General features: G+C 72.9%; 17 protein-coding genes. 8 read left to right on the forward strand and 9 right to left on the reverse strand.

The window, feature by feature from the left end:
* Positions 1-251: 251 nt before the first annotated feature.
* Complete coding sequence (locus OHA86_RS05515; RefSeq protein ID WP_329172990.1) at positions 252-1,769, reverse strand: MFS transporter; 1,518 nt, start codon at positions 1,767-1,769, stop codon at positions 252-254.
* Between the two features lie 156 nt (positions 1,770-1,925).
* Between OHA86_RS05515 and OHA86_RS05520 the strand changes: the two genes are divergently transcribed.
* Positions 1,926-2,573 (forward strand): TetR/AcrR family transcriptional regulator, encoded by a 648-nt coding sequence (locus tag OHA86_RS05520; RefSeq protein WP_329182234.1) that lies wholly within the window; start codon positions 1,926-1,928, stop codon positions 2,571-2,573.
* Between the two features lie 50 nt (positions 2,574-2,623).
* Here OHA86_RS05520 and OHA86_RS05525 read toward each other — a convergent pair whose 3' ends face one another.
* Positions 2,624-3,088, reverse strand: a complete 465-nt coding sequence (locus OHA86_RS05525) for a hypothetical protein (RefSeq protein ID WP_329172992.1) — start codon at positions 3,086-3,088, stop codon at positions 2,624-2,626.
* Between the two features lie 112 nt (positions 3,089-3,200).
* On the opposite strand from OHA86_RS05525, the gene OHA86_RS05530 reads away from it, so the two are divergent.
* On the forward strand, positions 3,201-3,926 hold the full coding sequence (locus tag OHA86_RS05530; RefSeq protein ID WP_329172993.1) for an alpha/beta fold hydrolase: 726 nt from the start codon (positions 3,201-3,203) through the stop codon (positions 3,924-3,926).
* Here the strand turns inward: OHA86_RS05530 and OHA86_RS05535 are convergent.
* From OHA86_RS05535 to OHA86_RS05560, 6 genes are read right to left on the reverse strand one after another with little or no spacing between them, the layout of a single operon-like run.
* Positions 3,889-5,673, reverse strand: coding sequence for a hypothetical protein (locus OHA86_RS05535; RefSeq protein ID WP_329172995.1), 1,785 nt, complete (start codon positions 5,671-5,673; stop codon positions 3,889-3,891). The two genes, OHA86_RS05530 and OHA86_RS05535, sit on opposite strands and share 38 nt — an antisense overlap.
* Positions 5,674-5,683: 10 nt before the next feature.
* Complete coding sequence (locus OHA86_RS05540; RefSeq protein ID WP_329172997.1) at positions 5,684-6,247, reverse strand: SET domain-containing protein-lysine N-methyltransferase; 564 nt, start codon at positions 6,245-6,247, stop codon at positions 5,684-5,686.
* Positions 6,247-7,512 carry a hypothetical protein gene (locus OHA86_RS05545; RefSeq protein WP_329172998.1) on the reverse strand — a complete coding sequence of 422 codons (1,266 nt, stop codon included), beginning with the start codon at positions 7,510-7,512 and terminating at the stop codon, positions 6,247-6,249. The genes OHA86_RS05540 and OHA86_RS05545 overlap by 1 nt, the downstream gene beginning before the upstream one ends.
* A complete protein-coding gene (locus OHA86_RS05550) occupies positions 7,509-8,246 on the reverse strand; it encodes a class I SAM-dependent methyltransferase (RefSeq protein ID WP_329173000.1) in 738 nt (245 codons plus the stop codon). Before OHA86_RS05550 ends, OHA86_RS05545 begins: the two co-directional genes overlap by 4 nt.
* Positions 8,243-9,427 (reverse strand): hypothetical protein, encoded by a 1,185-nt coding sequence (locus tag OHA86_RS05555; protein ID WP_329173002.1) that lies wholly within the window; start codon positions 9,425-9,427, stop codon positions 8,243-8,245. The genes OHA86_RS05550 and OHA86_RS05555 overlap by 4 nt, the downstream gene beginning before the upstream one ends.
* Positions 9,424-10,491, reverse strand: a complete 1,068-nt coding sequence (locus OHA86_RS05560) for a lysine-2,3-aminomutase-like protein (protein ID WP_329173003.1) — start codon at positions 10,489-10,491, stop codon at positions 9,424-9,426. Before OHA86_RS05560 ends, OHA86_RS05555 begins: the two co-directional genes overlap by 4 nt.
* A 157-nt stretch (positions 10,492-10,648) precedes the next feature.
* Here OHA86_RS05560 and OHA86_RS05565 point away from each other — a divergent pair, with 157 nt between their 5' ends.
* From OHA86_RS05565 to OHA86_RS05580, 4 genes are read left to right on the forward strand one after another with little or no spacing between them, the layout of a single operon-like run.
* Positions 10,649-13,699 carry a CHAT domain-containing protein gene (locus tag OHA86_RS05565; RefSeq protein WP_329173006.1) on the forward strand — a complete coding sequence of 1,017 codons (3,051 nt, stop codon included), beginning with the start codon at positions 10,649-10,651 and terminating at the stop codon, positions 13,697-13,699.
* 46 nt (positions 13,700-13,745) lie between these two features.
* Positions 13,746-16,463 (forward strand): helix-turn-helix transcriptional regulator, encoded by a 2,718-nt coding sequence (locus tag OHA86_RS05570; protein ID WP_329173008.1) that lies wholly within the window; start codon positions 13,746-13,748, stop codon positions 16,461-16,463.
* Entirely contained in the window at positions 16,456-18,102 is a 1,647-nt protein-coding gene (locus OHA86_RS05575) for a hypothetical protein (RefSeq protein ID WP_329173010.1), read from the forward strand. The genes OHA86_RS05570 and OHA86_RS05575 overlap by 8 nt, the downstream gene beginning before the upstream one ends.
* 6 nt (positions 18,103-18,108) lie before the next feature.
* On the forward strand, positions 18,109-18,924 hold the full coding sequence (locus tag OHA86_RS05580; protein WP_329173012.1) for a hypothetical protein: 816 nt from the start codon (positions 18,109-18,111) through the stop codon (positions 18,922-18,924).
* A 20-nt stretch (positions 18,925-18,944) separates the two neighbouring features.
* On the opposite strand, the gene OHA86_RS05585 is transcribed toward OHA86_RS05580, so the two are convergent.
* The gene (locus OHA86_RS05585; RefSeq protein ID WP_329173013.1) at positions 18,945-19,781 is read right to left on the reverse strand and encodes a macrolide 2'-phosphotransferase; all 837 of its coding nucleotides are present in this window, start codon (positions 19,779-19,781) and stop codon (positions 18,945-18,947) included.
* Positions 19,782-20,015: 234 nt separating this feature from the next.
* Between OHA86_RS05585 and OHA86_RS05590 the strand changes: the two genes are divergently transcribed.
* Together OHA86_RS05590 and OHA86_RS05595 are read left to right on the forward strand one after the other, a co-directional pair.
* Positions 20,016-20,852, forward strand: a complete 837-nt coding sequence (locus OHA86_RS05590; RefSeq protein WP_329173015.1) for a PHP domain-containing protein — start codon at positions 20,016-20,018, stop codon at positions 20,850-20,852.
* A gap of 334 nt (positions 20,853-21,186) precedes the next feature.
* The gene (locus OHA86_RS05595) at positions 21,187-23,304 is read left to right on the forward strand and encodes a glycoside hydrolase family 2 protein (protein WP_329173016.1); all 2,118 of its coding nucleotides are present in this window, start codon (positions 21,187-21,189) and stop codon (positions 23,302-23,304) included.
* Positions 23,305-23,511 lie beyond the last annotated feature (207 nt).

Here is a 23,511-nt window from a genome sequence, read left to right on the forward strand (position 1 = left end):
CCGCCCATGACCGGAACGGACTCCCGGCGACGTCTCCGCGCCACCGACTTGCGACCGTCGAAGCCATCGGGTTCGGCTTCCGGCACTTGCCGCCCGCCACGCGCCCCCCGCATAGCGCGCGACGCGATCGCGGCCGGGCGATAACACTTTTCCCGGCAAAGCTTTTGTTTTCCTCCGAAAAAGCGTCAGGAACAAAGCCGGGTCCGGCCGCCCGCGTCGGTGTTCCGGCACCCGGGCCGGAACGACCGGCGTCAGGCGGGTTCCTCGACAGCGGGCTTCGCGACAGCGGGTTCCTCGACGCCGGGCTCCTCGCCAGGGGCTTCCTCGACCGTGTGGGAGTCGGTCAGGCTCAGCGCGCCGCCCGCCGCGATCAGTCCGACGACGGCGGCGAGCACCGCGTAGGTGATCCGTTCGCCGTGGAAGAACGACGCGACGAGGTCGCTGCTCCAGGTGCCGGCCGGCAGCTGGGTGGTGACCAACGCGGCGATCAGGGTGCCGACCACGGCGGTACCGACGCTGGAGCCGACCTCCTGGGCGGTGTCGTTGAGGGCCGTACCGATGGAGGTGCGGTTGCTCGGCATGGCGTCGACGAGTGCGACCGCGCAGATCGTCATCACGGTGCGCAGTCCCACGGTCATGAGCACCATGCAGACGGCGATGGCGGCGTACCCGTGGCTGACGCCCCAGGACAGACCTGCCAGCGAGCCGGCCAGGCAGGCCGCGCCGACCAGGCACGCGATGCGGTGGCCGAACCGGCGCGCGAGCCACTCGGACAGAGGCGTCGCGGCGATCATCGTCACGATGATCGGCAGGTTCGCCAGGCCGGCCCGCACCGGGCTCCATCCGTAGGCGTACTGGAAGTGGAGGATCAGCCCGAACATCACGCTGGCCATCGCGATGGACGTCCCGATCTGGGCGATGGCGGCGCCGCGGACGGTGCCGCTGGAGAAGAGGGTCAGATCCAGCATGGGTGCCGCGCTGCGGCGCTCGTGCCGCACGAACGCGACGGCGGCGGCGACGGCGCCCGCGATCGACGCGAGGGTGATCCCGGAGAGCCAGCCGTGCTCGACACCGCTGGTCAGCGAGTAGCAGGCGAGCCCGATGGCGCTGACGCTCAGGACGGCGCCCGGCAGGTCGAGCGTGTCCTTGGTCAGGTCCTCTGGCCGGTCGGCCGGGACGCCGAGCCGGACGCCGATGCACGCGATCACCGCGATCGGGGCGTTGACGACCAGCAGCCACTCCCAGCGCACATGGGCCAGCGCGGTGCCGCCGAGCAGCGGCCCGAGGACGAAGCCGGACATGCCGACGATGATCATCACCGTCATGGCCCGCATCCGCAGGGCCTTGTCGTCGAACAGGCGGAAGACCAGCGAGTTCGTGATCGGGGCCATCGCCGCGGCGGCGACGCCGAGCGCGGCCCGCAGGGCGATGAGCTCGCCCGCCGTGGTGACGAGGACGACACACAGGCTCAGCGAGCCGAACACGGCGAGGCCGACCAGCAGCACCCGGCGGCGGCCGAGCCGGTCGGCCATCGACCCGGCGGTGAGCAGCAGGCCGCCGAAGGTCAGCGAGTACGCCCCGGTGACCCACTGCAGCGCGGTCGTCCCGCTGCCGAGGTCGCGGCCGATCGTGGGCAGCGCGATCGACAGCAGGGTGTTGTCGACCATCTCGACGAAGAAGGCCAGGCAGAGGGCAGCCAGCGGAATCCACGCCGCGCGCAGGGACGGATAGGTGCGGGACGGGTTGTGAGGCGTAGCGGTGGCAGTCATGGCGGTCCTCCGATCGAACACCGTTCGGCTATCGAACAACGTACGATACGGTACGATAGAACAACGTTCGATAGTTGCGCAAGACGGGTAGGGATGTGAGCCATGGCACGCCTGCAGAACCGCCCGGGCGAGGGACGCCGACGGGCTTCGCACTCGATGGAGTCCGTGCTCACCGAGGCGGTGGCCCTGCTCGACGAGGCCGGGGCGCCGGCCCTGACCTTCCGCGCGCTCGCGCAGCGCCTCGGCGGCGGCGTCGCCAGCATCTACTGGTACGTCGCGAGCAAGGACGAGCTGCTCGACCGCGCCACCGACCACGTGATCGGCGGGGTGCTGGCCGACGTCGAAGCACTTCCGGTCAGCGACGACCCGATCGACGACCTTCGCGCGATGGCCATGACGCTGTTCGACGCGATCATGGACCGGCCCTGGCTGGGCGCCTACTTCATGCGCAACACCGACGTCCAGGGCAACGCCCTGCGCCTGTACGAGAGGCTCGGCCGGCAGACCCTCCGCCTCGATCTCACCGCGCGCCAGCGCTTCCACGCCGTGTCCGCGATCGTGGGGGTCGTCGTCGGCTCCGCCGTCGACCTGGGGCAGGAGCCGCCGCAGGAGATCCTCGACGGCGCCGTGAACCGCGAGGAATTCCTCGGCCGCTTCGCCCGGACCTGGCGGGAGCTGGACCCCGGGGAATTCCCGTTCGTGCACGAGATCGTCGACGAGTTCGACGGCCACGACGACATCGACCAGTTCCGCTCCGCGCTGGAGCTGACCCTGACCGGCCTGCGTCTGCAAGCCGGCGCCTGAGCGGGTCGGGTACGGCTGCCCATTCCCGTACCGCGGTCAGGCGCGCCCGCTCATTTCCGGGTGAGGTCCTGGCGCATGCACTGGCGCAGCGCGGGAAAGACGGAATACCACTGGTCCCGCTGTTCCCGGTACGCCTCGTCCTGCCAGGCGATTCCGGATTCGATCGCGTCGCGGAAGTCGCGGAGTTTGTGCAGGGCGGCGGTGGCCACGTCCACCACCCCGTCCGGCGCGATGATTCCCAGCTGGTAGCGCAGCTCGTAGCAGCCGCTGTTCCTGAAGGTCTCCGTCGCCATCCTGGCGCGGTCGGCCTGCGAAGCCTCCATGTGCCGGGCCGTGTCCCGCAGCGCGTTGTCCGTCCGCGAAAGGGCGGAGAGGTATTCGGCGTACACCTGGCGCTTGATCTCCTGCTGCCTTCCCTGCTCCTCGTGCTTCCAGCGGGTGCGGTCGGCCACGAGGTTGGACAGGACGGCGATCAGCGCACCCAGGGCGGTACTGACGAGGAAACTCCAGCTCATGTCGGCCCTATCATCGTACTGATCCAGTCGGGGTGAGGCGGGTGGTCGTACGGGGTTCTTCGAGCACAACGGCGGGTCCCTGCACTACGAGGACGTCGGCTCAGGACCGCCGGTGGTGCTGATCCACGGATTCACGCTCGACCGCCGGGTATGGCGGCCCCAGGTCCGGTCGCTCAGCGCGGGTTTCCGGGTCATCACCTATGACTGCCGAGGGTTCGGCCGCTCATCGGCTCCGGCAGGCCCGTACAGTCACCACGACGATCTCCACCGGCTGCTCCGTCATCTCGGGGTCGCGCGCCCGCACCTGGCCGGCCTGTCGATGGGCGGACGCATCGCGCTGAACTACGCGCTGGCCAGGCCCGGTTCGGCCCGGTCGCTCACGTTGATCGGCAGCGACGTCGGCGGCCACCGGTACGGCTTCGACTGGGACGCGGGCCTCGCCGCCCTCGACCCGGCCGCCGCGAAGGCGGTGTGGCTGCGGCACGAGCTGTTCGGGACCGTCCGGCGCCATCCGCAGGCGTGGGAGCTGGTGCGCGCGATGGTCGCGGACTACTCCGGTTGGCACTGGCGCAACCGCGACCCCCGCCTCCCGCCGGACACCGGGGCCGTCACGCGGCTGGCGGAGATCCGCGCGCCGGTCGACGTCGTCGTCGGCGCCCTGGACCTCACCGACTTCCACCGCGTCAGCCGCACTCTGGCGACGCGCATACCCGGGGCGCACCGCACCGTGCTGCCGGGCGTGGGGCACATGGCCGGCCTCGAAGCGCCGGACGCGGTGAACGCACTCCTGCTGCGCCGGCTCACCTGCGGCTCCCGACAGCAGCGGTCCGACCCGTGAAGGCCTTCCACTCGTCGTTCTCGTACCACTGACGGTCGAACGCGGTGATCACCGGATACGGTTCTGCCGGGTCCTGCGGGACGCGGGCGGCCATCGCCCGCCAGAAGGCGTCGATCAGGCCGCTGTAACGGGTCGCCAGCCACAGGTCGGCGCGGACGAACGGTTCGCCGCTCATCCGGACCGCCCGCAGGTCGTACCCGCCGCGGTATTCGTTGCCGCCCGCCACCAGCGAGCCCCGCCAGAGCTGCGCCCCGGGCGCCCGCAGGGAGTACCGGACGCCCGCCGCGACGTGGCCGCCGTGCCACATGTCGGCTGATTCGGCCAGGTCGGGCAGGGCGGGCGGGAAGAAGTAGTGCCGCTCGGCGGGCACCTCGGCGCGGTCGAAGTTGCCGGGGACGAAATGCCAGCGGTTGTACTGCATCCGCTGGGCAACCAGCCACAGGATCCGGCGGATCTCCGCGTCGCGCAGTCCGCCCAGCCGGCCGGGGTGGGGCAGGACGCAGCAGAAGAAGTCCGGCTTGCGCAAGGTGAGGGGCGAGGCGGCGCGGACGGGGCCCGACCTGCCCAGCCGCCGCAGGTCCCGCACGGCGCTGGACATCGCGTAGTCGGCGTCCAGGTCCCGCACGGCGCTCTCCACGATGGTGGCCAGGATCCGCTCCAGCAGCGGGACCTGTTCCGCCGCGGTACCGGTGACGGCCTCCCGCACCATCCGGGCGACCAGCTCCTCACCGGGCAGCTCCCGCGCGTATCGGTGGCCGAGTGACCGCTCGGCCAGTGCGGCGAGCGCGTCGGGCGCCGGGCAATGGCTGCGCTCCCGCCGCGGGAGCATGGCGAGCACCTCGCGTTTGCCGAAGGTCGTGCCGGTGATGCGCCGGAATCGGATCCAGTCCGACCGGTCGACCGCACGGGCGAGTTCGGCGACCTCGGCGGCCAGCGGAAGGAACGGTCGGGTGGGCAGGTCCGCGGGGATGTGCCGCCCCAGGGCGTGCGCGTACCTGTGCCAGGTGGACACCAGCCACGTCCGCAGTGCGGTCGCGCTGAGCTGGCGGCCGTTGAACTCCTCGAACCGGATCGACCGGCCGGTGGCGAACAGGACGTGCACGGCCATGACGAGGAGCCGTTCGGCCGGGCTCCACGCCGCCGGCGGTTCGGCGGCCAGTTCCCGCAGCGGGCGTTCACGGAGGAGGGTGCTGGTGCCGGCGTCGGACCGGGAGAAGACCTGTCGCCCGCAGTAGATCAGGACCGTCTCGACATGGTCGGCCCAGTCCGCTGCCTCGCGGACGCGGGCGGGCAGGGAGCCGGCCGCCTCCCAGCCGCGCAGGATCCGGTCGAGCCGGGCCTGTTCCCGGTCCTCCGCGACCTGCCACGCGGCGTGCTCCTCCTCGGCGCGCTCCAGTACGGACCGGCTCACCCGTAGCAGCGCGAGGACGTCGCCGACGCCGGCCGGCCGGCCCTCGGACGCTTCGAGCAGCGAGAGTTTGCCCTGCGGGGAGTACGCGACGAGCAGGTCCCGGCTGTCGGAGCCGTCCGGTCCGTGCGGGTCCGCCGGGAGCAGGCGCAGTTCCTCGTCCCCGATGGTCTGCTGGAGCACGGAGCGCTCCTTGACGGTGAGGCTGTCCACGGCGTCGGGGTACGGCACCCGGCCGCCCAGCGTCAGAAGCCTGAGCAGCGTCGTGTAGGCCGGGCGGTCGGCGAGTGCCTCCTCGCGCGACCTCGTGATGAGGTCGCGGGCGCGGGGGCCGGTCACGGATGCTCGGTCAGCGCACACGTATCCTCCTGGGGGCCGGCGGCCGGCCGTTGACGTCCCCAGCTCTCACCGTGGTCTCCTGCGCGACGACCGCCGCGGCTTCCAGCGCCGGCCGCAAGCGGCGCCGCCAGGTCCGGCTCAGCTCGGCGGGGATCTCTCCCGCCGTGGAGGTCAGCGTGCCGACGCAGGAGTCGGCGGCGCACCGGCACGGGAAGCTCCATCCGTCGTCGTAGCGGAACGTGCGGTAGTCGCAGGTCACTTCCTCGCCGCGCCGGATGTCCCGTACGGCGACGCCCACCGCGAGGCCCGCGTCGAGCACCGACGCGTCACAGGAGTGGTTGAGCAGGTGCGCGCCGCGGCACGGCGAGATGAGGCTGCCGTCGGCACGCCGGTAGCCGAACTCGGTGAGCCAGTGGACGACGGGGGCCGGTGTCTCCCGCTGGCCGCCGAGCGGAACGACCGGGCACTTGGGGCAGGGCCACCACAGGGCGGTTCCGAGCGGGAGGTCGCGCAGCGCGAAGACACCGACGCCGTCGACGCCGCTGAAACCCGGGTGCAGGGCGGAGTGCAGCACTAGACCAACTCCAGTAGTCCGGTGAGTTCCCGTTCGGCGTCCGCGACGGACCCGGCATCCGTACCGCACACCAGATAGCGCCATTTGCCGTCGGTCCTGAGGGTGTCCACCGGCAGGAGCACCCGGGCGCCGGCCGCCGGGTCGGTGAGGCCCGCCCGTTCCAGCGCGCCGACCGCGGCCGCGAAGTCCAGCCGGGTGGTGCCGCGCCGCACGTCCGCGTGCCAGTACGACGGCTTGTGCTCCACCCCGGCCAGGCGCCTGAGCCGGCCGACGAGTTCCTCCAGGTACGTCCCGCCGGTCCTGCGCACATTGGCCTCGGTGACGACGTACCGGCCCTCGAACACCCCGCAGTCGAGGTCGAAGATCCCGCGGTACCCGTGGTCGAGCAGCCAGCCGCCGATCCGCTGGGCCGCCTCGGTCAGCGTCCCGCTCAGGCGGCCCCGGGCGGCGGGCGTGGTCATCCCGGTCCAGGCGTTGTCCACGCTGCGCTGGTCACAGCTGTAGAACTCGCTGACCCCGGTGGCCGTGACGTTCATCTCGATGCTCGGCACGCTGTCGAAGGGCAGCAGCTCCTCGTACACCCAGCCGCAGCGCGGCGCGCCCTGTTCGGCGATCGCCCGCCGGACCTGCTGTGCCACCGGGGGCGAGCCGGCGTCATCGCGCACGACGAAGGTGCCGTGCCCGTTGGAGGAGCGGTTCACCTTGACGATCGCGGCCCGGCGGCCGGCCAGGAACTGTTCCAGCCCCGCGGTCAGCGACTCCGGCTGGTCCGCGTACCCGCCGTCCGCTACGGGCAGGCCGAGGCCGGCCGCGATCCGCCGGAAGCCCTGTTTGGTGTTGATCCGGCGGACAGCGGCCACCGTCCCGTCGTCCGGGACGGTGTCGTACGGGTACAGGCGCATGCCGGTGGCGCGGGCGAAGGCGGTGACGCGCGTGTCCACGACGAACGGTACGAGCGTCGGGCGCGCCGTGACCCGGGCGGTCGCGCCGAGCGCCGCCACGACATCGAGGGCGTGGATGCCGCGGATCGTGTCCGGGGCGACGATGTCGACGCCGCCGAGGTCGAGGGCGAGCGTGCGCGCGACGTAGTCGCGGAACGCCGGCGGGCAGGGCGCCAGGGTCACCACGCAGTCCCCCGGTTCGGCCAGCCAGAGTTTTCTCGGCGTGACGGCGGCCATCGCAGTTGCGTAGGAGGGCGGTGCCGCCTCGATCATGACGTCGTTGACGATGTTGGCGAGCAGGGTTCTGCCGGTTGCCGAGGTCATCGGGTGCTCCCTTCCGGGTGCGGCTTGGTCGCGGCGATCACCATGTGTCCGGCGAGCGCCCAGCAGACGTCCGTGCCGTCGAAGCCGGCCTCGGCCAGCCAGCGCAGGTGCTGGAGCAGCGTCGAGGGCTTGTCCACCGGGTCGGGGAACCGGAAGGTGTTCCACCGGGTCGCGCGAAACGCGCCGGCCGCGTCCGGATCGCCGTGCGGCCCGGCGGCCTGTCTGTCGACCTCGGCGTCCCAACGGCCCGCCGCCCAGGCGGTCGCGGTGGCGGTGGGGGGCCGCACCAGGTCGGCCAGCACCAGCCGGCCGTCCGGCAGCAGCATGCCGTGCAGGTCCCGGTAGAGGACCTGCTTGGCGGCATCGTCGAGATGGTGCACCGCCAGCGACGAGACGACCGCGGCGTACGTCCCGTGCCGCCATCCCCCGTCCTCCAGCGGCGCCTTGACCAGCCGGACCCGGCTGCCGAAAGGAGCGAGCCGGTCGGCCGCCGCGGCCAGCATCCGGGCCGAGTTGTCGATGCCGGTCACCCGGGCTTCGGGGTACCGCAGCAGCAGTGCCGCGGTCAGCCGGCCCTCGCCGCAGCCGAGTTCCAGGATGTCCGGGCCGGGGAGGGGGGCGACCAGGTCGCGGACGGTCTCGATCTGCTCCCCCCGCCGGGGGACGAAGACATCGCCGTGCCGGATGAAGAGGTCGTCGTCGGAGTCGGCCCAGTGGTGCGGTGGTACGGTCATGCGCTCTCCCGGTGGTCGAGGATTCCCTGGCGGCACAGCCAGGCGGCGAGGGGGCGGCACGACGGCGGCACGGCGCGGGGGACGCCGTCCGGCCGGGTCGCCGGCGCCAGCCAGTCACGGACCTCCGCCGAGTGCGGCACCGTGGTCAGCGCCCCCATCGCGGCGACCGACAGGTGCCCGCGGCGGTCCTCGGTCCACAGCACGGGCGCGGCGGTGCGGCAGCGCACCCGGTCGCCCGGCCCGCCCTTGCCGCCTTCCGGCCCCCGGGGCGGGCCGGGCGGCGCGGGGCGCATGCCCAGGGCGGACAGCCGCGCGAGCGGACCCCACTCGGTGTCATGGCTGCCGGTGTGCTCGCCGTAGGCCGTCAGCCACGCGGGCGGTACTTCGCCGTGCAGGCGCTCCCCCCACAGCGGTAGCGGGCCCGCGCCGGTCGTCCGCTCGTAGGCCGCGATGTTCAGGGCCAGGGCGGGGCCGTGCGTCTCGCCGACGTGCCATGTGCCGGCGGTCCACGAGAAACCGCCGCCCTTCCCCGCCGTCAGCGTCTGCGCGCCGCCCATCACCGCCGCCGGATCGAGGCCGGGCAGATATTCCTCGGGTGCCCCGCTGTCCGGAGCGCCGTCGGCACGCACCGGCGTGCCCGGCGGCGGCCACCCGCTGTCCGGCCAGAAGTGCATGCTCTTGGTGCCCGCCAGCACGAGGTGGACGTTGGCGCAGCGCTCGCGGTGGATTCCTCCCGGTGTGCAGCGGTAGTCGCCGAAGAAGACCTCGGCCTCGACCGGTCCGCCCGGCATGCCGAGCCGCGCCAGGTAGGGGGCGAACGCGCCGACCAGCGCCTCGAAGAGCGGACGGCGGTAGCGCTGCACATCGCGGGCGTAGGCGAAGCAGCCGCCGTCCCCGACGAGCGGGGCGAGCGCCGCCAGCCAGCGCTGCGGACCGGCTTCGCCCCCGCCCCAGCGGTGCGGCCACCAGGCCGTCCGCTCCTCGGGCACGCCCTGGACCAGGAGCTTCGCCCGTTGCCCCGGCGTGCCGGACGCCTGCGCGGCGAAGGCCGCGCACATCGCCCGCCACGCACTGCCGACGCCGACACCGGGAATGGTCCACCGGACGGGTGAGCAGGACGCGCCGTCGCGCTCCCTCACCAGGGCGGTCGGCGGGCGCTCCTGTCCCGGGTGCACGCTCACGCTTCGCCCTCGGCGGGCCGGTCTTCGGCCGGCGGGTACCGGTGGACCCGGCCGTTGGGATCCGTGACCAGATAGCCGCCGGGATGTCCGTCGAGGTAGCCGCGGCCGATCGGGACCTTCCCGTGCCCGCCGGGGATGTCCAGCACATAGGTCGGCTGGCAGAGCCCGGACACCGTCCCGCGCAGTCCGGCCATCAGGTCCTGCCCGGCCGTGATGGTGGTACGGAAGTGGCCGGTGCCCGGGGCCAGGTCGGCCTGGTGCAGGTAGTACGGCTTGACGCGGTGCCGCACGAGGGTGCGGAAGAGGTCTTCGAGCGCGTCCGCCGAGTCGTTGACACCCTTGAGCAGAACGGTCTGGCTGAGCAGCGGGAAGCCCCGGTCCGTCAGGCGCTTCAACGCGAGCAGCGCTTCCCCGCCCAGCTCCTGGCGGTGGTTGCAGTGCACGACCGTCCAGACCGGTGTGTCCGCCGACAGGGCGTCCAGCAGTTCCCCGGTGATCCGGTCAGGGGCGACCACCGGTACCCGGGTGTGGACGCGGACGACCCCGACATGCCCGATGGCGTCCAGTTCCCCGACGATGCGGCGCAGCCGGGCGGGCGAGAGCATGAGCGGGTCGCCGCCCGTGAGGATGACCTCCCAGATCTCGGGGCGCTCCCTGATGTACGTGATCGCCCGGCTCAGATCGTCCTCCGCGAGGACGCCGTGTCCCGGGCCGACCACCTCGCGCCGGAAGCAGAACCGGCAGTAGACCGGGCACAGGTGCAGCGGCTTGAGCAGCACCCGGTCCGGATAGCGGTGGGTAATCCCGGGAATCGGGGTGAAGGGGCCGTCGCCGATCGGGTCGTCCCGCTCCTGCGGGGTCGTCTCCAGCTCCCGCGGATCGGGAACGAACTGCAGGGCGACCGGGTCGTCGTCCCCGCCGGTGATCCGCTCGCGCATGGCGGCCGTCAGGCTGATCGCGTACCGGTCCGCGACCCGCTCGATCCGCTGCTGCTCGTCCGCCGCGACCAGCCCCTCCCGGACCAGTCCCTGGACGGTTCTCACAGTGCTGCGCTTGTCGGGCATGGGTTGCGGGCCTCCTGTCAGTAGACGCCGAGCTGACCCTGACGAGACAACCCCACGGCCGGCCGCACCCGGAAGGACCGCCGGTGAACCCCGGACAAGTTCGTACGAACGCGTCGCCGTCGGACGGCTAGGGTGGAACGGGAAGAGGTGGGGGCCATTGACCGAGAAAAAGGGGACGGAGGCCGGCCGGGCATGGCACCGCCGAGCCGGTGAGCTGATCCGCGGCGGGATCCGCGACCGGCGGGCGGAACCGCTCGCGGAGGCCGCGGAACTGCTCGCGAAGGCGGCGGCGGCGGACCCTGAGCGACGGGGGCGCTACGCGGCCGACCTCGGCGTCGCGCTGACCTACCGCTTCGAACTGACCGGTGACCTCGGGTCGTTACGCGGAGCGCTGGCCGCGCACCGCGTCGCGGTCGACGCGGCCCCGGGCAGTCCGTCCAGGCTTTCCAACCTGGGTCTGTCCCTGACCCGGTGGTTCGAACGGACCGGGGAGACGGACCGGCTCGCCGAGGGGATATCCGTGCTGCGCGACGCGGCGGCCGCGGCCGGCGCGGACGACTCGCGGTACGCCTCGTACCAGTCCAACCTGGGCCTGGCGCTGACCCGTTGGAGCGAGCGGACCGGCGACGCCTCGGCGGCCCGGGAAGCCGTCGACGTGCACACCGAGGCCGTCGGGAGCGCGGACGGCACCCCCTCGGACGTCGCGGCGCGGCTGGCGAACCTCGGCATGGCGCTGATGGTCCTTTTCCGCGCCACCGGCGACAAGGAACACCTGCTGGCGGCGGTGGACGCGTACCGGAAGGCGGTGCTGGCCGTGCCGCCGGGCGACGGCAACGCGCCCGGCTGCTACGCCGGTCTCGGGGACGCCCTCACCGCGGCGGCGGTCGCCGGCGGCGACGTCGCGCTCCACCTCGACGCGATGGAGGAGCTGCGGACCGTGGTCGACGGGCTCGGCCCCGACGATCCGGACGCCCCGCTCTTCCTCAACCAGTTCGCCAACGCGCTGCGCGCCGTCTTCGTCAGGACGGGCGACACGCTCGCCCTGGACGAGGCCGTCACGTGGCGGCGCGCCGCGCTCGCCCGCACCCCCGCGGGTCCCGACCGGCTGCTCCTCACGGCGAACCTGGCGCTGTCACTGCGCAGCCGATTCGAGTACACCCAGGACCTCGCCGTCCTGCGCGACGCGGTCGGCCTTCTGGAAGAGGTGCTCGCCGCGTCCGAGGGCGACCTTCCCGAGCGCGTCAAGTGGGAGGCGGACCTCGGCAACTGCCTGTACCGGCTCGGTGTCCACGAACAGGACGCGGACGTCCTGGACCGGGCGGCGGCAGCTCTGCGGCAGGCGGCGGCGAGCGCCGACGCGACGCATCCGGACGTGGCGATGCACCTGGCGAACCTCGGCGGGGCGCTGGTCAGCCGGGTCGAGCTCCGCTGGGAGCCGGCTCTGCAGAGCGAGGCCGTCGAGGTCCTGGGGCGCGCGCTGGACAAGGCGGTTCGCAAGGACATGCCGTCCGCCGAGATCCACCTCTCGCTGGGGCTGGCCCACCGGACGCTGTTTCTGCGCGAGGGGTCGCCCGGCGCCTACCGCGACGCGGTCCACGCCTTCGGCGCGGCCGCCGGTGCCTCGACGGCGGCGGGACGCACCCGGGCCCGCGCCGCCCAGCACCTCGGCCGGCTCCATGTCGCCGCCGGTGACGTCGAGGCCGGTCTGACCGCCCTGACCACGGCACTGGAACTGCTCGACCTGGTCGCCTGGCACGGTCTGGAGCGCGACGACCAGGAACGCTACCTGGCGGACTTCCGCGGACTGGGCAGTGCCGCCGCCGCCTGCGCGCTCACGGCCGGCGACCATCAGCGGGCGCTCGGGGTCCTGGAGCAGGGCCGCGGCGTACTGCTCGGCCAGGTCCTGGACGTGCGGACCGACCACGACGAGCTCCGGGCGCACGAACCGGGGCTCGCGGCCGAACTCGCCGAGGTGCACGCCGCGATCGAGGCCGCCGCGACCGGTGCCACCGCGCCGGAGCCCCCGGTCGCCGCGGTCCCGCCGGGCCGCGCCCGACCCGGCGGGACCGGGCCGCCGCCGGACCGGCGGCGCTCGGCCGCGCGGCGCGACGATCTGCTGGCGCGCATTCGCCGGCGGCCCCGGTTCGCGCGCTTCCTGCTCGCACCCGACGCGGCGGCATTGCGGCCGGCGGCGGGCTCCGGACCGACGGTGACGCTGAACGTGTCCCCGTGGCGCTGCGACGCCCTGGTGACGACCGGGGACGGAACCGAGGTCGTTCCGCTCGAAAGCCTCACCGCACAGGACGCCGCCGAGCGCGCCGGCACTTTCGTCGCCGCGGTCAACGCGAACAGCTGGGGCACCAACGACGCGATACGGGACGTGCTCGCCTGGCTGTGGGAGGCGGTCACCGAACCGGTCTTCCGTCATCTCGGCCTGACCGCCTCGGACAGCCCTGCGTTGCCGCACCTGTGGTGGGTGCCGACCGGGCCGCTGAGCGTGCTGCCCCTTCACGCCGCGGGCCTGCACACCGGGCGCGACGGCGACCGCAACTGCGCGCTGCACCGGGTGGCCAGCTCCTACACGCCGACGCTCCGCTTCCTGCGGCACATCCAGGACCGGCCGACCGCCGGGGAGCCGGAGTCCGCGCTGGTGGTGGCTGTGGGGACCGCCGCTGCTCCGCTGGCCATGGCCGAGGTGGAGGCGGACCTGGTGGCGGCGGAGTTCGCCGGCCGGGTCGTCCGCCTGGCCGGGGGCCGCGCCACCAAGCAGGCAGTGCTGGACGGCTTGGGGACGTCGGCCTGGGCGCATTTCGCGTGCCATTCGATCAGCGACGCCGAACACCCCTCGGACAGCTGCCTGCGGCTGTCCGACGGAGACCTGCGCGTGCGCGACATCGCGGCGCTGCGGCTGCCCGCCGCGAGCGTCGCCTATCTGTCGGCCTGCACCACGGCGCTGAGCGGCGGACACCTCCCGGACGAGACGATCCACATCTCCTCGGCCTTCCAGCTCGCGGGGTTCTCCACCGCCATCGGCACGCTCTGGCGCGTCCCCGATCTGGCCTCGCAGGAGACCGCCCGGATCACCTACACCGCGCTGGCGGATCACCCGCCGGCCCGGGCGGTCAACCTGGCCGCCCGTGAGATGCGCAGGAACTACCGGATGAATCCGTACGAGTGGGCGGCGTTCGTACACAGCGGACCGGCCTGAGAGCCGTCTGACGGAGCCGCGCCCACCTGCTCTCCTGGAGGCATTCATGACCGACCGACCCCGGTCCGGCGAACTCTCGCATCCGGACCCGCAACGCGTCGCCACCCGGCAGGACTTCGGCCGGGAGCTGACCCTCGCACGGCAGGACTCCGGCCTGAGCGTGCGGCAGGTCGCCAAGGCAGTGGGCGTCCCGGTGAGCACCCTCGGCGGCTACTTCGCCGGTACGCACCTTCCCGCGCTCCAGCCGCCGGACCTGCTGAACCGCATCCTGCGGGCCGCCGGGATCACCGATCCGGCCGTCCTGGAGGACTGGCGGCAGGCGTACTGGCGGGTCAGACACGGCGCCGGGAGCACGGACGCCGCCGCCGCACCGGCCGCCGACCGCACCCCGCTGCACACCGCCCCGGGCGTCGCGCCGGTGGCCGTATCGACCCGCCCACCGTTCGACCGGCTCGGCGGCGGACCGCGAGTACGCGGCCGGGACCGGCTGCTCGACACACTGGCCACGGTCGTCGCGGAGTCCGGGCACGCCCACGACAACCCGCGCGTCCACGTCCTGCACGGGCTCGGCGGGTGCGGCAAGAGCACGGTGGCGCTGAGCGCCGTCCAGCGCGCCGCCGACGCCGGGATCACCACCTGGTGGATACCGGCGGAGGACGCCGCCGCGGTCACCGCGGGCATGCTCGCCCTCGCCGTCGAGCTGGGCGCGTCGCCCGACCACCTGCGGCTGGGCAGCCTGCCGGACATCGTGTGGCACCTGCTGGAGGATCTGGACGAGCCGTGGCTGCTGGTGCTGGACAACGCGGACGACCCGCCCGGCACCCTGGCCGCCGCGGGCGGCGGGGTCACCGACGGCACCGGGTGGCTCCGGCCGGCCGGGCGGACCACCGGCACCGTCGTCATCACCAGCCGCGACGGGAACCGGACCACCTGGGGAAAGCCGCGGCCGGCCTGGCTGCGCCTGCACGCGGTGGGCGTCCTCGCCCCCGACCACGGCGCGCAGGTGCTGCTGGAACTCGCCGGCTCCCCGGCAGGCACCCCGGCCGAGGCGTCGGCGCTGTCGGCCCGCCTCGGCGGACTCCCCCTGGCGCTCGCCTTCGCGGGGCGGTATCTGGCCGAGTCGCGGGAGATACCGGGGGGATTGGCCCCGCGGGACCTGCCGCGTGACTTCCGCGGCTACCGGGAGGCCCTCGAACGCGGCAAGCACGACGAGCTGTTCGCGCTGCCGCCCGACGGCGCCCCTCCGGCCAGGCGCGCCCACGCCGCCGTCGGCCAGACCTGGGAGCTGTCCCTGGACCTGCTCGCCGAGCGGGGCTTCACCGCGGCGAGGCCGCTGCTGCAGACCCTCGCCTGCCTGGGCCAGGCCCCGATCCCGCATGAGTTACTGCTGCGCGCGGACCTGCTCGCCGCGTCGCCGCTGTTCGCCTCCGTCCCGGCGTGGGGCGCCTGGGACTCGCTGCGCGGCCTGGACGGCCTCGGCCTGGTCGCCCTGCCGCGCACCGGCACGCCGGGCACGCTCACCCTCCACCCGCTGGTACGGGACATGTCGCGCCGCCACCCGCAGGTGCTGCGGCAGATCGACGACTACCTCGCCCTGACCACCGCCCTGCTCACCCAGGTGGTGGAGGCCACCGACCCCAAGGCGCCGAGTGCCTGGGCACGGTGGCGGCTGCTGGCCGACCACTGCGCCGCGCCGCTCGACCTCATCGAGGACAGGGACGGGAACCGGCACCCCGAGCCGTCCGCGGCCTTTCCCGCCGCGCTGGGCCTGGCGAGCCGGGCGGCGAACTATCTCAGAGCGGCCGGGCACCTGGCCCAGGCCGAGGCCGCCGGTGTCCGCGCGCTCGCCGCGGCACGGCACCGGCTGCCCGAGGACCATCCGCTGGTGCTCGGCATCCGGCACGATCTCGCCCGGACGCGCTACGACCGGGGGCAGTTGGCGTCCGCCGAGTCCCTCTTCCGCGAGGTGCTCGCCGACCGGCTGGCCGGCCTCGGCCCGCGGCACCCGGACACCCTCACCACCCAGCACTACCTGGCCAGAGCGCTGCGGGACCGGGGGCTGCTCGACCAGGCGGAGACCCTGTTCGCCGACACGCTCCGGAGCAGGACCGAGCTGCTGGGACCCCGGCATCCGGACACGCTGACCAGCAGCAACGGAGTAGCCGACATGCTGCGCGCCCGCGGCCGCTTCGCCGAGGCCCTGAGCGCGTACGAGAAGGTTCTCGGCCTGCGCACGGACGTACTGGGCGAGCGGCACCCGGCCACCCTGGTGACCGGGCAGTACCTGGCCGAGGTGCGGCAGGAGCTCGACCAGCCCGAAGCCGCCGAGGCGCAGCTGCGCCGGCTGGCGGCGGCCAGCCGCGAGATCCGCGGCGCCGACCATCCCCGCACCCTGGCTGTCCTGCAGTCCCTGGTCGACGCCCTGCACGACATGGGGCGCGTGCAGGAGGCGGAGGACCTGGCGCTCCCTCTCGTGGCCACGCGCCGGCAGCTCCTGGGCGACGCGCACCCCGCGACCCTGCGCAGCCGGCACCGGCTGGGGCTCATCAGACTCGACCTCGGCACGACCGGTGAGGCCGAGGCCGAGCTCGAAGCGGTCCTGATCGACCGGCAGCGCGTCCTCGGCACGGACCACCCGCAGACCCGGACCTCCCGCGCCACCCTTGAGGCCGTCCACCGGCAGGCACACGGGCGGCTCTCGGCGGACGGGCAGCACCACGACACCCACCCTCACAGCGATCGGCGGACCAACGCCCATGTATGACAACGTCGACCCCGCTCTCGCGGACGGCATCGGCCCGGCTGCGGCGCAGGCCCTCTCGGAGTTCGCGGTGATGCATCAGTGCCACTACGAACTCGTCCGGTGGCTGGTCAACGGCAGGAGCCGGGCTCCGGTGGCGGTGGTGAAGGAGATCGACCGGTACGAGGAGAAGGCCGCGAAGCTGATCCTGAAGGTCCCCATGGGAGACGGTGAGGACCTCCGCAGGATCGAGTTCGCGCGCCACCGCGCCGCCGTCAAGGAGTCCCCGGCATTCGCCGGCCAGCACCTCTCGACCACCGTCCACACCCCGATCCGGGTGGGTGACGGATCGTGGATCACGTTCCAGAAGGTGGCCGGCCGGACCTTCGAGGACACCGAGGTGCTGACCGTTCTGCTGTACCGCATGCTCGACCGGCCGGGAATCGCCGAGCAGCCGGGCGTCGAGCCCGTGCGGAGCGACTCCGCCACCTTCACGGCGGCCTGCGGCCAGGTCGTCGCCGGGGTCCTGGGCGACTGGGCGGTCCATCCGGACATGGACGAGAAGCAGCCGCCGCTGACGGTCGCCGCATTCCTCGACCTGCATCTGGCCGGCCAGTTCGCGCCGGGCGGCCGGCTCCACCCGTACGCCCTGCTCCACCAGGGCGACCGGACGCACAGCGAACCCGACGGGCGGGACCTGCCGAACCCCTTCGCCGTCGCGCAGGGCCGGTACTTCTCCGACACGGGCCTGATCCGGCCGCTGCTCGGCAAGACGCACGGCGACCTGCACACCGACAACGCGCTCATCAGGGTACGGCCCGCGATCGACACCAGCGGCTACTACCTGATCGACAACGCGCTGTACGAGTCACGGGGTCCGCTCACCCGGGACCCGGTCCATCTGCTGCTGTACATCGTCGCCCGGACGATGGACGAACTGTCGGCGTCACAGCAGAACGCGCTCATCGATCTCCTGCTCTCGCCGCACGGAAACCAGTCCCACCGGCTCCCGGGATGGCTGGTCGACGTGGTCCGGGAGGTCGACAGCGCATGCCACTCCTGGGTCGAGCACTCCGGGCTGGCGCCCGAATGGCGCGCGCAGACCGTGCTGTCGCTGCTCGCCTGCGCGCTGATGTTCGTCGGACGCACCTCCATCCGCGAGGAGGACAGGGCCTGGTTCCTGCGGCTGGCCGCCCGGGCCGCCGAGCGTTTCGAGCTGACCCATCCGGAGGCCGGCCGCGCGGCGACGCCGACGGCGGCCGGGCCGGAGCCGGACGAGGCAGCCCGGCGGACCGCGTGGATCGGTCGTATGTGCCGGGACCTGCCGGAGATCACCGGCGCGGTGGCGCGGGCGGTCGCCCAGGAGGCCGGGGAGGACGCCGGCGGATCCCTCCCGGGCCGGTTCGACGCCCTGCGCACCGCGGCGCTGGGAGGGTTGGCCCGCGACGCGGACTACCGGGAGTTCATACGGCAGATCGGCGGGCCGGACCCGGACACCCGGTTCGGAACCGAGGGCGCCGACGGCCGGCCGGTCGAGGACGAGGCGTACGTCTGCCCGCTGAGCCTGTGCGACCGGCGGGAGGGCCGGGAGCCGGGAGGACCGGTTCCGGTCTGCCGCCTTCCCCGCAGCCGGCCACAGCGCCTCGATGCGGACCCGCGGTAACCCGCCGTGCCCTTCTCCGACTTCGGCGGCGGCGAACGGCGGCCCGCGTTCCTCACCTTCGGCGCGGCCGTCTGGGCGCTGGCCGCGCTGATCGCCGAGGCCGCCGCTCCTGGGGGCCGGTGGCACGGCGGGCAGGGGTGGCCGGCCGGTGGCCGCGGCTGGGCCGTCGCCTCGGTGCAACTGGCCGGCGCTGTGGCTCTGGCCGGTCTGGTCAACGGCCTCCTGAGCGGCTGGCTGGGCAGCCTGTGGCTCGGCCGGCGGCACCGTGCGGCGCTGCGTGTCCTGCTGACCCGTCGCCGCGAGCGCTGGGCGGCGCACGACGCCGCGACATCGGCCGGGAGCCCGGAGGAGCGGCTACGGCACACCGTGTTGCGCAACCGCGTCGCGCCGGCCCGGCCGGAGTCGGCGACCTGGATGGGAGACCGCCTCCTGGCCCTGGAGACACGGGTGTTCAACGAATACGGTCTGGACTTCCCCTCCGCCTGGCCGCGGCTGTGGCTGGTCGTCCCGGAATCCTGCCGGGCCGAGCTGCGCGCGACTGCCGCGTCGTGGCGCCGGGCGACGTGCTGGGGCGCGTGGGCGCTGCTCTACGGGGTGCTGGCGGTGGTGTGGTGGCCGCTGGTGCTGCTCATGGGCGTGACGCTGCTGTGGGCCGTGCGCTCGGCCCGCGGCGCCGTGGAGGCCGCCACCGACCTCGCGGAGGCGGTGGTCGACCTCTATGCCAAGGACCTGGCGGCGGAACTGGGCATCGCGACCCCGGACGGCCGGGTGGATCCCTCGGTCGGACGCCTCATCACCATGCGGCTGCGCAAGGGCGTGTGAGGCGGCCGGCGGCGTCCCGCTCAGCCGGTCGTGGGGACCCCCAGACGCGTCCGGGCCGCGTGCACGTACCGTTCCTGCCCGGACGTCAGGCCCAGGACGCCCAGGCTCAGCGGCGCGAAGGCGATGCCCTCCTGCACGTGCTGCCGCAGCCCCGGCCAGGCGGGGCCGCCGTGTGCGGCGTAGGCCGCCAGCAGCCCGTCCAGTACAGGCGGCCCGAACTTCCGGGCCGCCTCGATGAACTCCGTTCCCGGATCGCCGACTTCGGCGTCGGTCCAGTCGAGGACTCCGACGAGGTGTCCCGCGTCGTCGACCAGCGTGTGCCCGGGGTGCAGGTCGCCGTGGACCAATACCGTGCGTTCCGACCAGAGCCCGTCATTGTCGAGCCACCGCCTGCCCCGCTCCCACCACGTGGAATGCATCCCCAACTCTGCCCGCCCGAGGGCCAGATGTTCGGCGAATCGCGTGCGGACCTCGTCCGGGCGGCGCACCGGGATACCGCACTGCGCCGCCGACGCGACCGGTGTGGCGTGCAGGACCGCCATGCACCGGCCCAGCGCCTCGACGTAGGAGTGCGGCGGGTTCTCACGGTCGATCCGCCAGTGCAGCTGGAACGTCAGCACGTTCTCGCTCGCCGCGGGCTCTCCGGCCAGCCGTGGATAGGCGATGAGTTCGGGGTCAGCGAACCGCCACCGCGGAACGGGAACGGGGAAGCGGTCACGGACCAGTGCGAGGAGGCGTCCTTCCGCGGCCACCGAGGCGGCGACGCCGGGACGCCGCGGCTTCCGCAGAATCCACCGGACGCCGTCGTCGTCGGTGCCGTGCAGAACCAGGAAATCCCAGCCCGTCTCGTCCAGCACCGCCGATTCACGGCGAAGGCCGAGGCCTCGGCTCCGCGCTGTTCTCAAGAGCGCGTCAACAGTCTGCGCAGATGTGTCCACAGCACCGGATGCTAGGCGCCGCTCACCCGGCGGACCACGGCCGTTGCCCGGGAATCGCGTACGACTGCGTCCGGCCTTCCTCGTACGACTCCGTACGATGCCGGTCGGCCCGGCCCCTTGTGGGCCGGAGACCCACTGGTGAGCATCATCCCCATGCTTCCTTCGGACAATCACATCCATACGGAATGGTCGTGGGACGCGCTTTCCGGATCGATGGAGGCGACCTGCCGGCAGGCGTTGTCGATCGGCCTGCGCTCCCTGGCGTTCACCGAGCACACCGACTTCACGACCTGGACCATCCCGGCGGCGGCGATAGCGACCATGCCCGGCGCTTTCCAGGCGATGGTCGGCGCCGACGGACTTTTCCGGGCGACCCCGTTCGACGTCGAGGGATATCTGGAATGCGTCGACAGATGCCGGTCCCGCTTCCCCGGCCTGCACATCATCACGGGCGTGGAACTCGGCGAACCCCACTGGTACGCGAAGGAGGTACGCCAACTGCTGGCGGCGGCCGACTTCGGACGGGTGATCGGATCGCTGCACTCCCTCGAAGCGGCGGGGAAACGCCTGGCCGTCGACCGCCTCTTCGGACTGCGCCCGGCCGCCGGCATCGTTCGCGACTACATCACCGACGTCACGCTCATGGTGGAGACCTCTGACGACTTCGAGATCCTCGGGCATATCGACTATCCGCTGCGGAACTGGCCCGCGGACGCCGGGCCGTGCCGTGCGGAACTCTTCGAGGAGGAGTTCCGCACGGCGCTGCTGGCCCTGGCCCGCAGCGGCCGGGTCCTCGAGGTGAACACGAGCCGGCTCCCGTACCGCGCCATCGTCCAATGGTGGTACGAATGCGGCGGCGCGGCCCTGAGCTTCGGCAGCGACGCCCACGAGCCCGGCGAGGTCGCCAGAGATTTCCAGCGGGCGGCTGCCATGGCGGAATCCGTCGGATTCCGCCCCGGTCGGCACAACCACGATTTCTGGCTCAGATAAGGGACCACTGGTGGTTCCGGCCGCCGGTGCCCGTCCGGAGCTTCAGGCCGGAGCGTCGGAAACGCTCCGGGGACGAGCGGTCGCCCCCGCAGCAGTTCGCCCACATGAACCGGATCGGGTCCAACTCCCCCGCCGGCGGCGGGATCCACTCCCCCCTGCGGGAGGGTTGACCCATGGGATACCCCGGCCTAGCCTCACACCTGGCCGTGGTTCATAAGACAGATTAGTGTTCATATACATGACCCGGCGGTTTCAGGCCTTGGCCCCGAAGCGCACGGTGTGGGAATTCGTGCGGTCCGGCCCCCCATCCCCCCACCCCCCGGGAAGGCACGCCATGAACGAACTCCCCAGCCGCCGCCAGGTCCTCGGCACCGTGGCAGGCGGCGCACTGGCCGCGTTCACCGTCGGCGGCACGGCCGAGGCCGCACCGGCCGCACCGCAGACCTACACCCCGCCCGCACCCCGGACCTGGCTCAGCCTCAACTCCGGGTGGCGCTTCCACAAGGGCGACGTCACCGGCGCGCAGGCCCCCGCCTTCAACGACAGCGCGTGGACCGCCCTCAGCGTCCCGCACACCTGGAACGCGCAGGACGGCGCGGACGGGGGCGGCGACTACTACCGGGGCGTCGGCTGGTACCGCAGGCGCGTCACCGTACCGGCGAACCTGGCCGGGAAGATGCTCTTCCTCCAGTTCGCCGGGGCCAACCAGGTCGCCGACGTCTGGATCGACGGCGCCCACCTCGGCCAGCACCAGGGCGGCTACTCGCGCTTCCGGTTCGGCGCCACCGCCAACCTCACGCCGGGCAGGGAGAGCGTCCTCGCCGTCAAGGTGACCAACGCCGCCAACCCGGACATCGCGCCGCTGAGCGCCGACTACACCTTCCAGGGCGGCATCTACCGCAACGTCAGCCTGTACGCGGTCGACAGACTCGCCGTGCGGATGCTCGACTACGCGGGTCCCGGCGTCTACCTCCGGCAGCGCAGCGTCACCGCCGACTCCGCCACCGTCGACGTACGGGCGACGGTCTTCAACAACAACACCGCCGGCCGCTCCCTGGTGGTGCGCGCCGTCGTCACCGACGCGGACGGCACGATCGTGGCCGACCGGAGCAGCGCGGCGCAGACCATCGGGGCCGGCTCCGGCCTGGACGTCGTGCAGACGCTGACCATCGACAGGCCCCGCCGGTGGAACGGCCTGGCCGATCCCTACCAGTACAGCGCCACCGTCGAGATCCGGGACGCGACCGCCGGGACGGTCACCGACGCGGTGACCGAACCCCTCGGCCTGCGCAGCTTCAGCCTCGACCCCGCCACGGGGTTCTCGCTCAACGGCAAGCACCTCGGCCTGCACGGCGTGAACCTGCACCAGGACCGCGCGGGCGCCGGCTGGGCCGAGAGCGACGCCGACCACACGCAGGACTTCGCCCTGATCAGCGAGATCGGCGCCACCGCCGTGCGGATGGCGCACTACCAGCACGACCAGAAGGACTACAACCTCGCCGACGCCGCCGGCGTCGTGGTGTGGGCGGAGATCCCGCTGGTCAACGGCACCACCAACTCGGCCGCCTTCACCGCGAGCACGCAGAACCAGCTGCGCGAGCTGATCCGGCAGAACTACAACCACCCCTCGATCGCCTTCTGGGGGATCGGCAACGAGCAGGGCAGCGACAACACGGCCGCCAACACACTGCTGGCAAGCCTCGCCGCGCTGGTCAGGAGCGAGGACCCGGACCGCATCAGCACCTACGCCAACAACCTCGGCAACGACGCGGGCGTCGCGAGCCACGCGGACACCACCGCGTACAACAAGTACTTCGGCTGGTACGGGGGTTCCTACAACGACCTGGGCGGCTGGGCCGACAGCCTGCACAAGGCCGAGCCGGACCGCACCTTCGCCCTGTCCGAGTACGGCGCCGGCGCGAACACCGCGCAGCACGCGCTCAACCCGTCGGCTCCCAGTTCCGGCGGCAGCTTCCATCCGGAGGAATACCAGTCGCTGCTCCATGAGGCGTCCTGGAAGCAGCTCTCCGCCCGGCCCTTCGTCTGGGGATCGTTCGTCTGGAACATGTTCGACTTCGCCTCCGACGGGCGCAACGAGGGCAGCCAGCCCGGCATCAACGACAAGGGCCTGGTCACCCGCGACCGGGCGACCCGCAAGGACGCCTTCTACTGGTACAAGGCCAACTGGTCCCCCGCGCCGACCCTCTGGATCACCAGCCGCCGCTGGACCTCGCGCACCGACGCGACCACCGAGGTGAAGGTCTACTCCAACGCGACGGACGTCACCGCCGTCCTGAACGGCACGCCGCTGGGCACGCGGAGCAGCTCGGACCGCATCTTCACCTGGACCGGCGTGACACTCCGCCCGGGCGCCAACACCGTCACCGTCACCGCCTCCATCGCCGGTACCCCCCACACCGACACCGCCACCTGGACCCTCACCGCGCCCTGACGACGCCGGCCGGCCCGTTGCGGCCCGCCGGACCTCGTGCGCCGGCTCCGCTGGCAGGCAGCCGCTCCCCTCGCCTGGGAGATCCCTGATGCCTGATCGGCGCCGCGTGCCACCGAGCACGAAGAAGCCGGCGTCACGGATCGCGGACCGCACGCCGAGCCGGCGTCACGGATCGCGGACCGCACGCCGTGTACAACGTACGTATCC

The organism is Streptomyces sp. NBC_01477, from assembly GCF_036227245.1.
Lineage (GTDB): Bacteria > Actinomycetota > Actinomycetes > Streptomycetales > Streptomycetaceae > Actinacidiphila.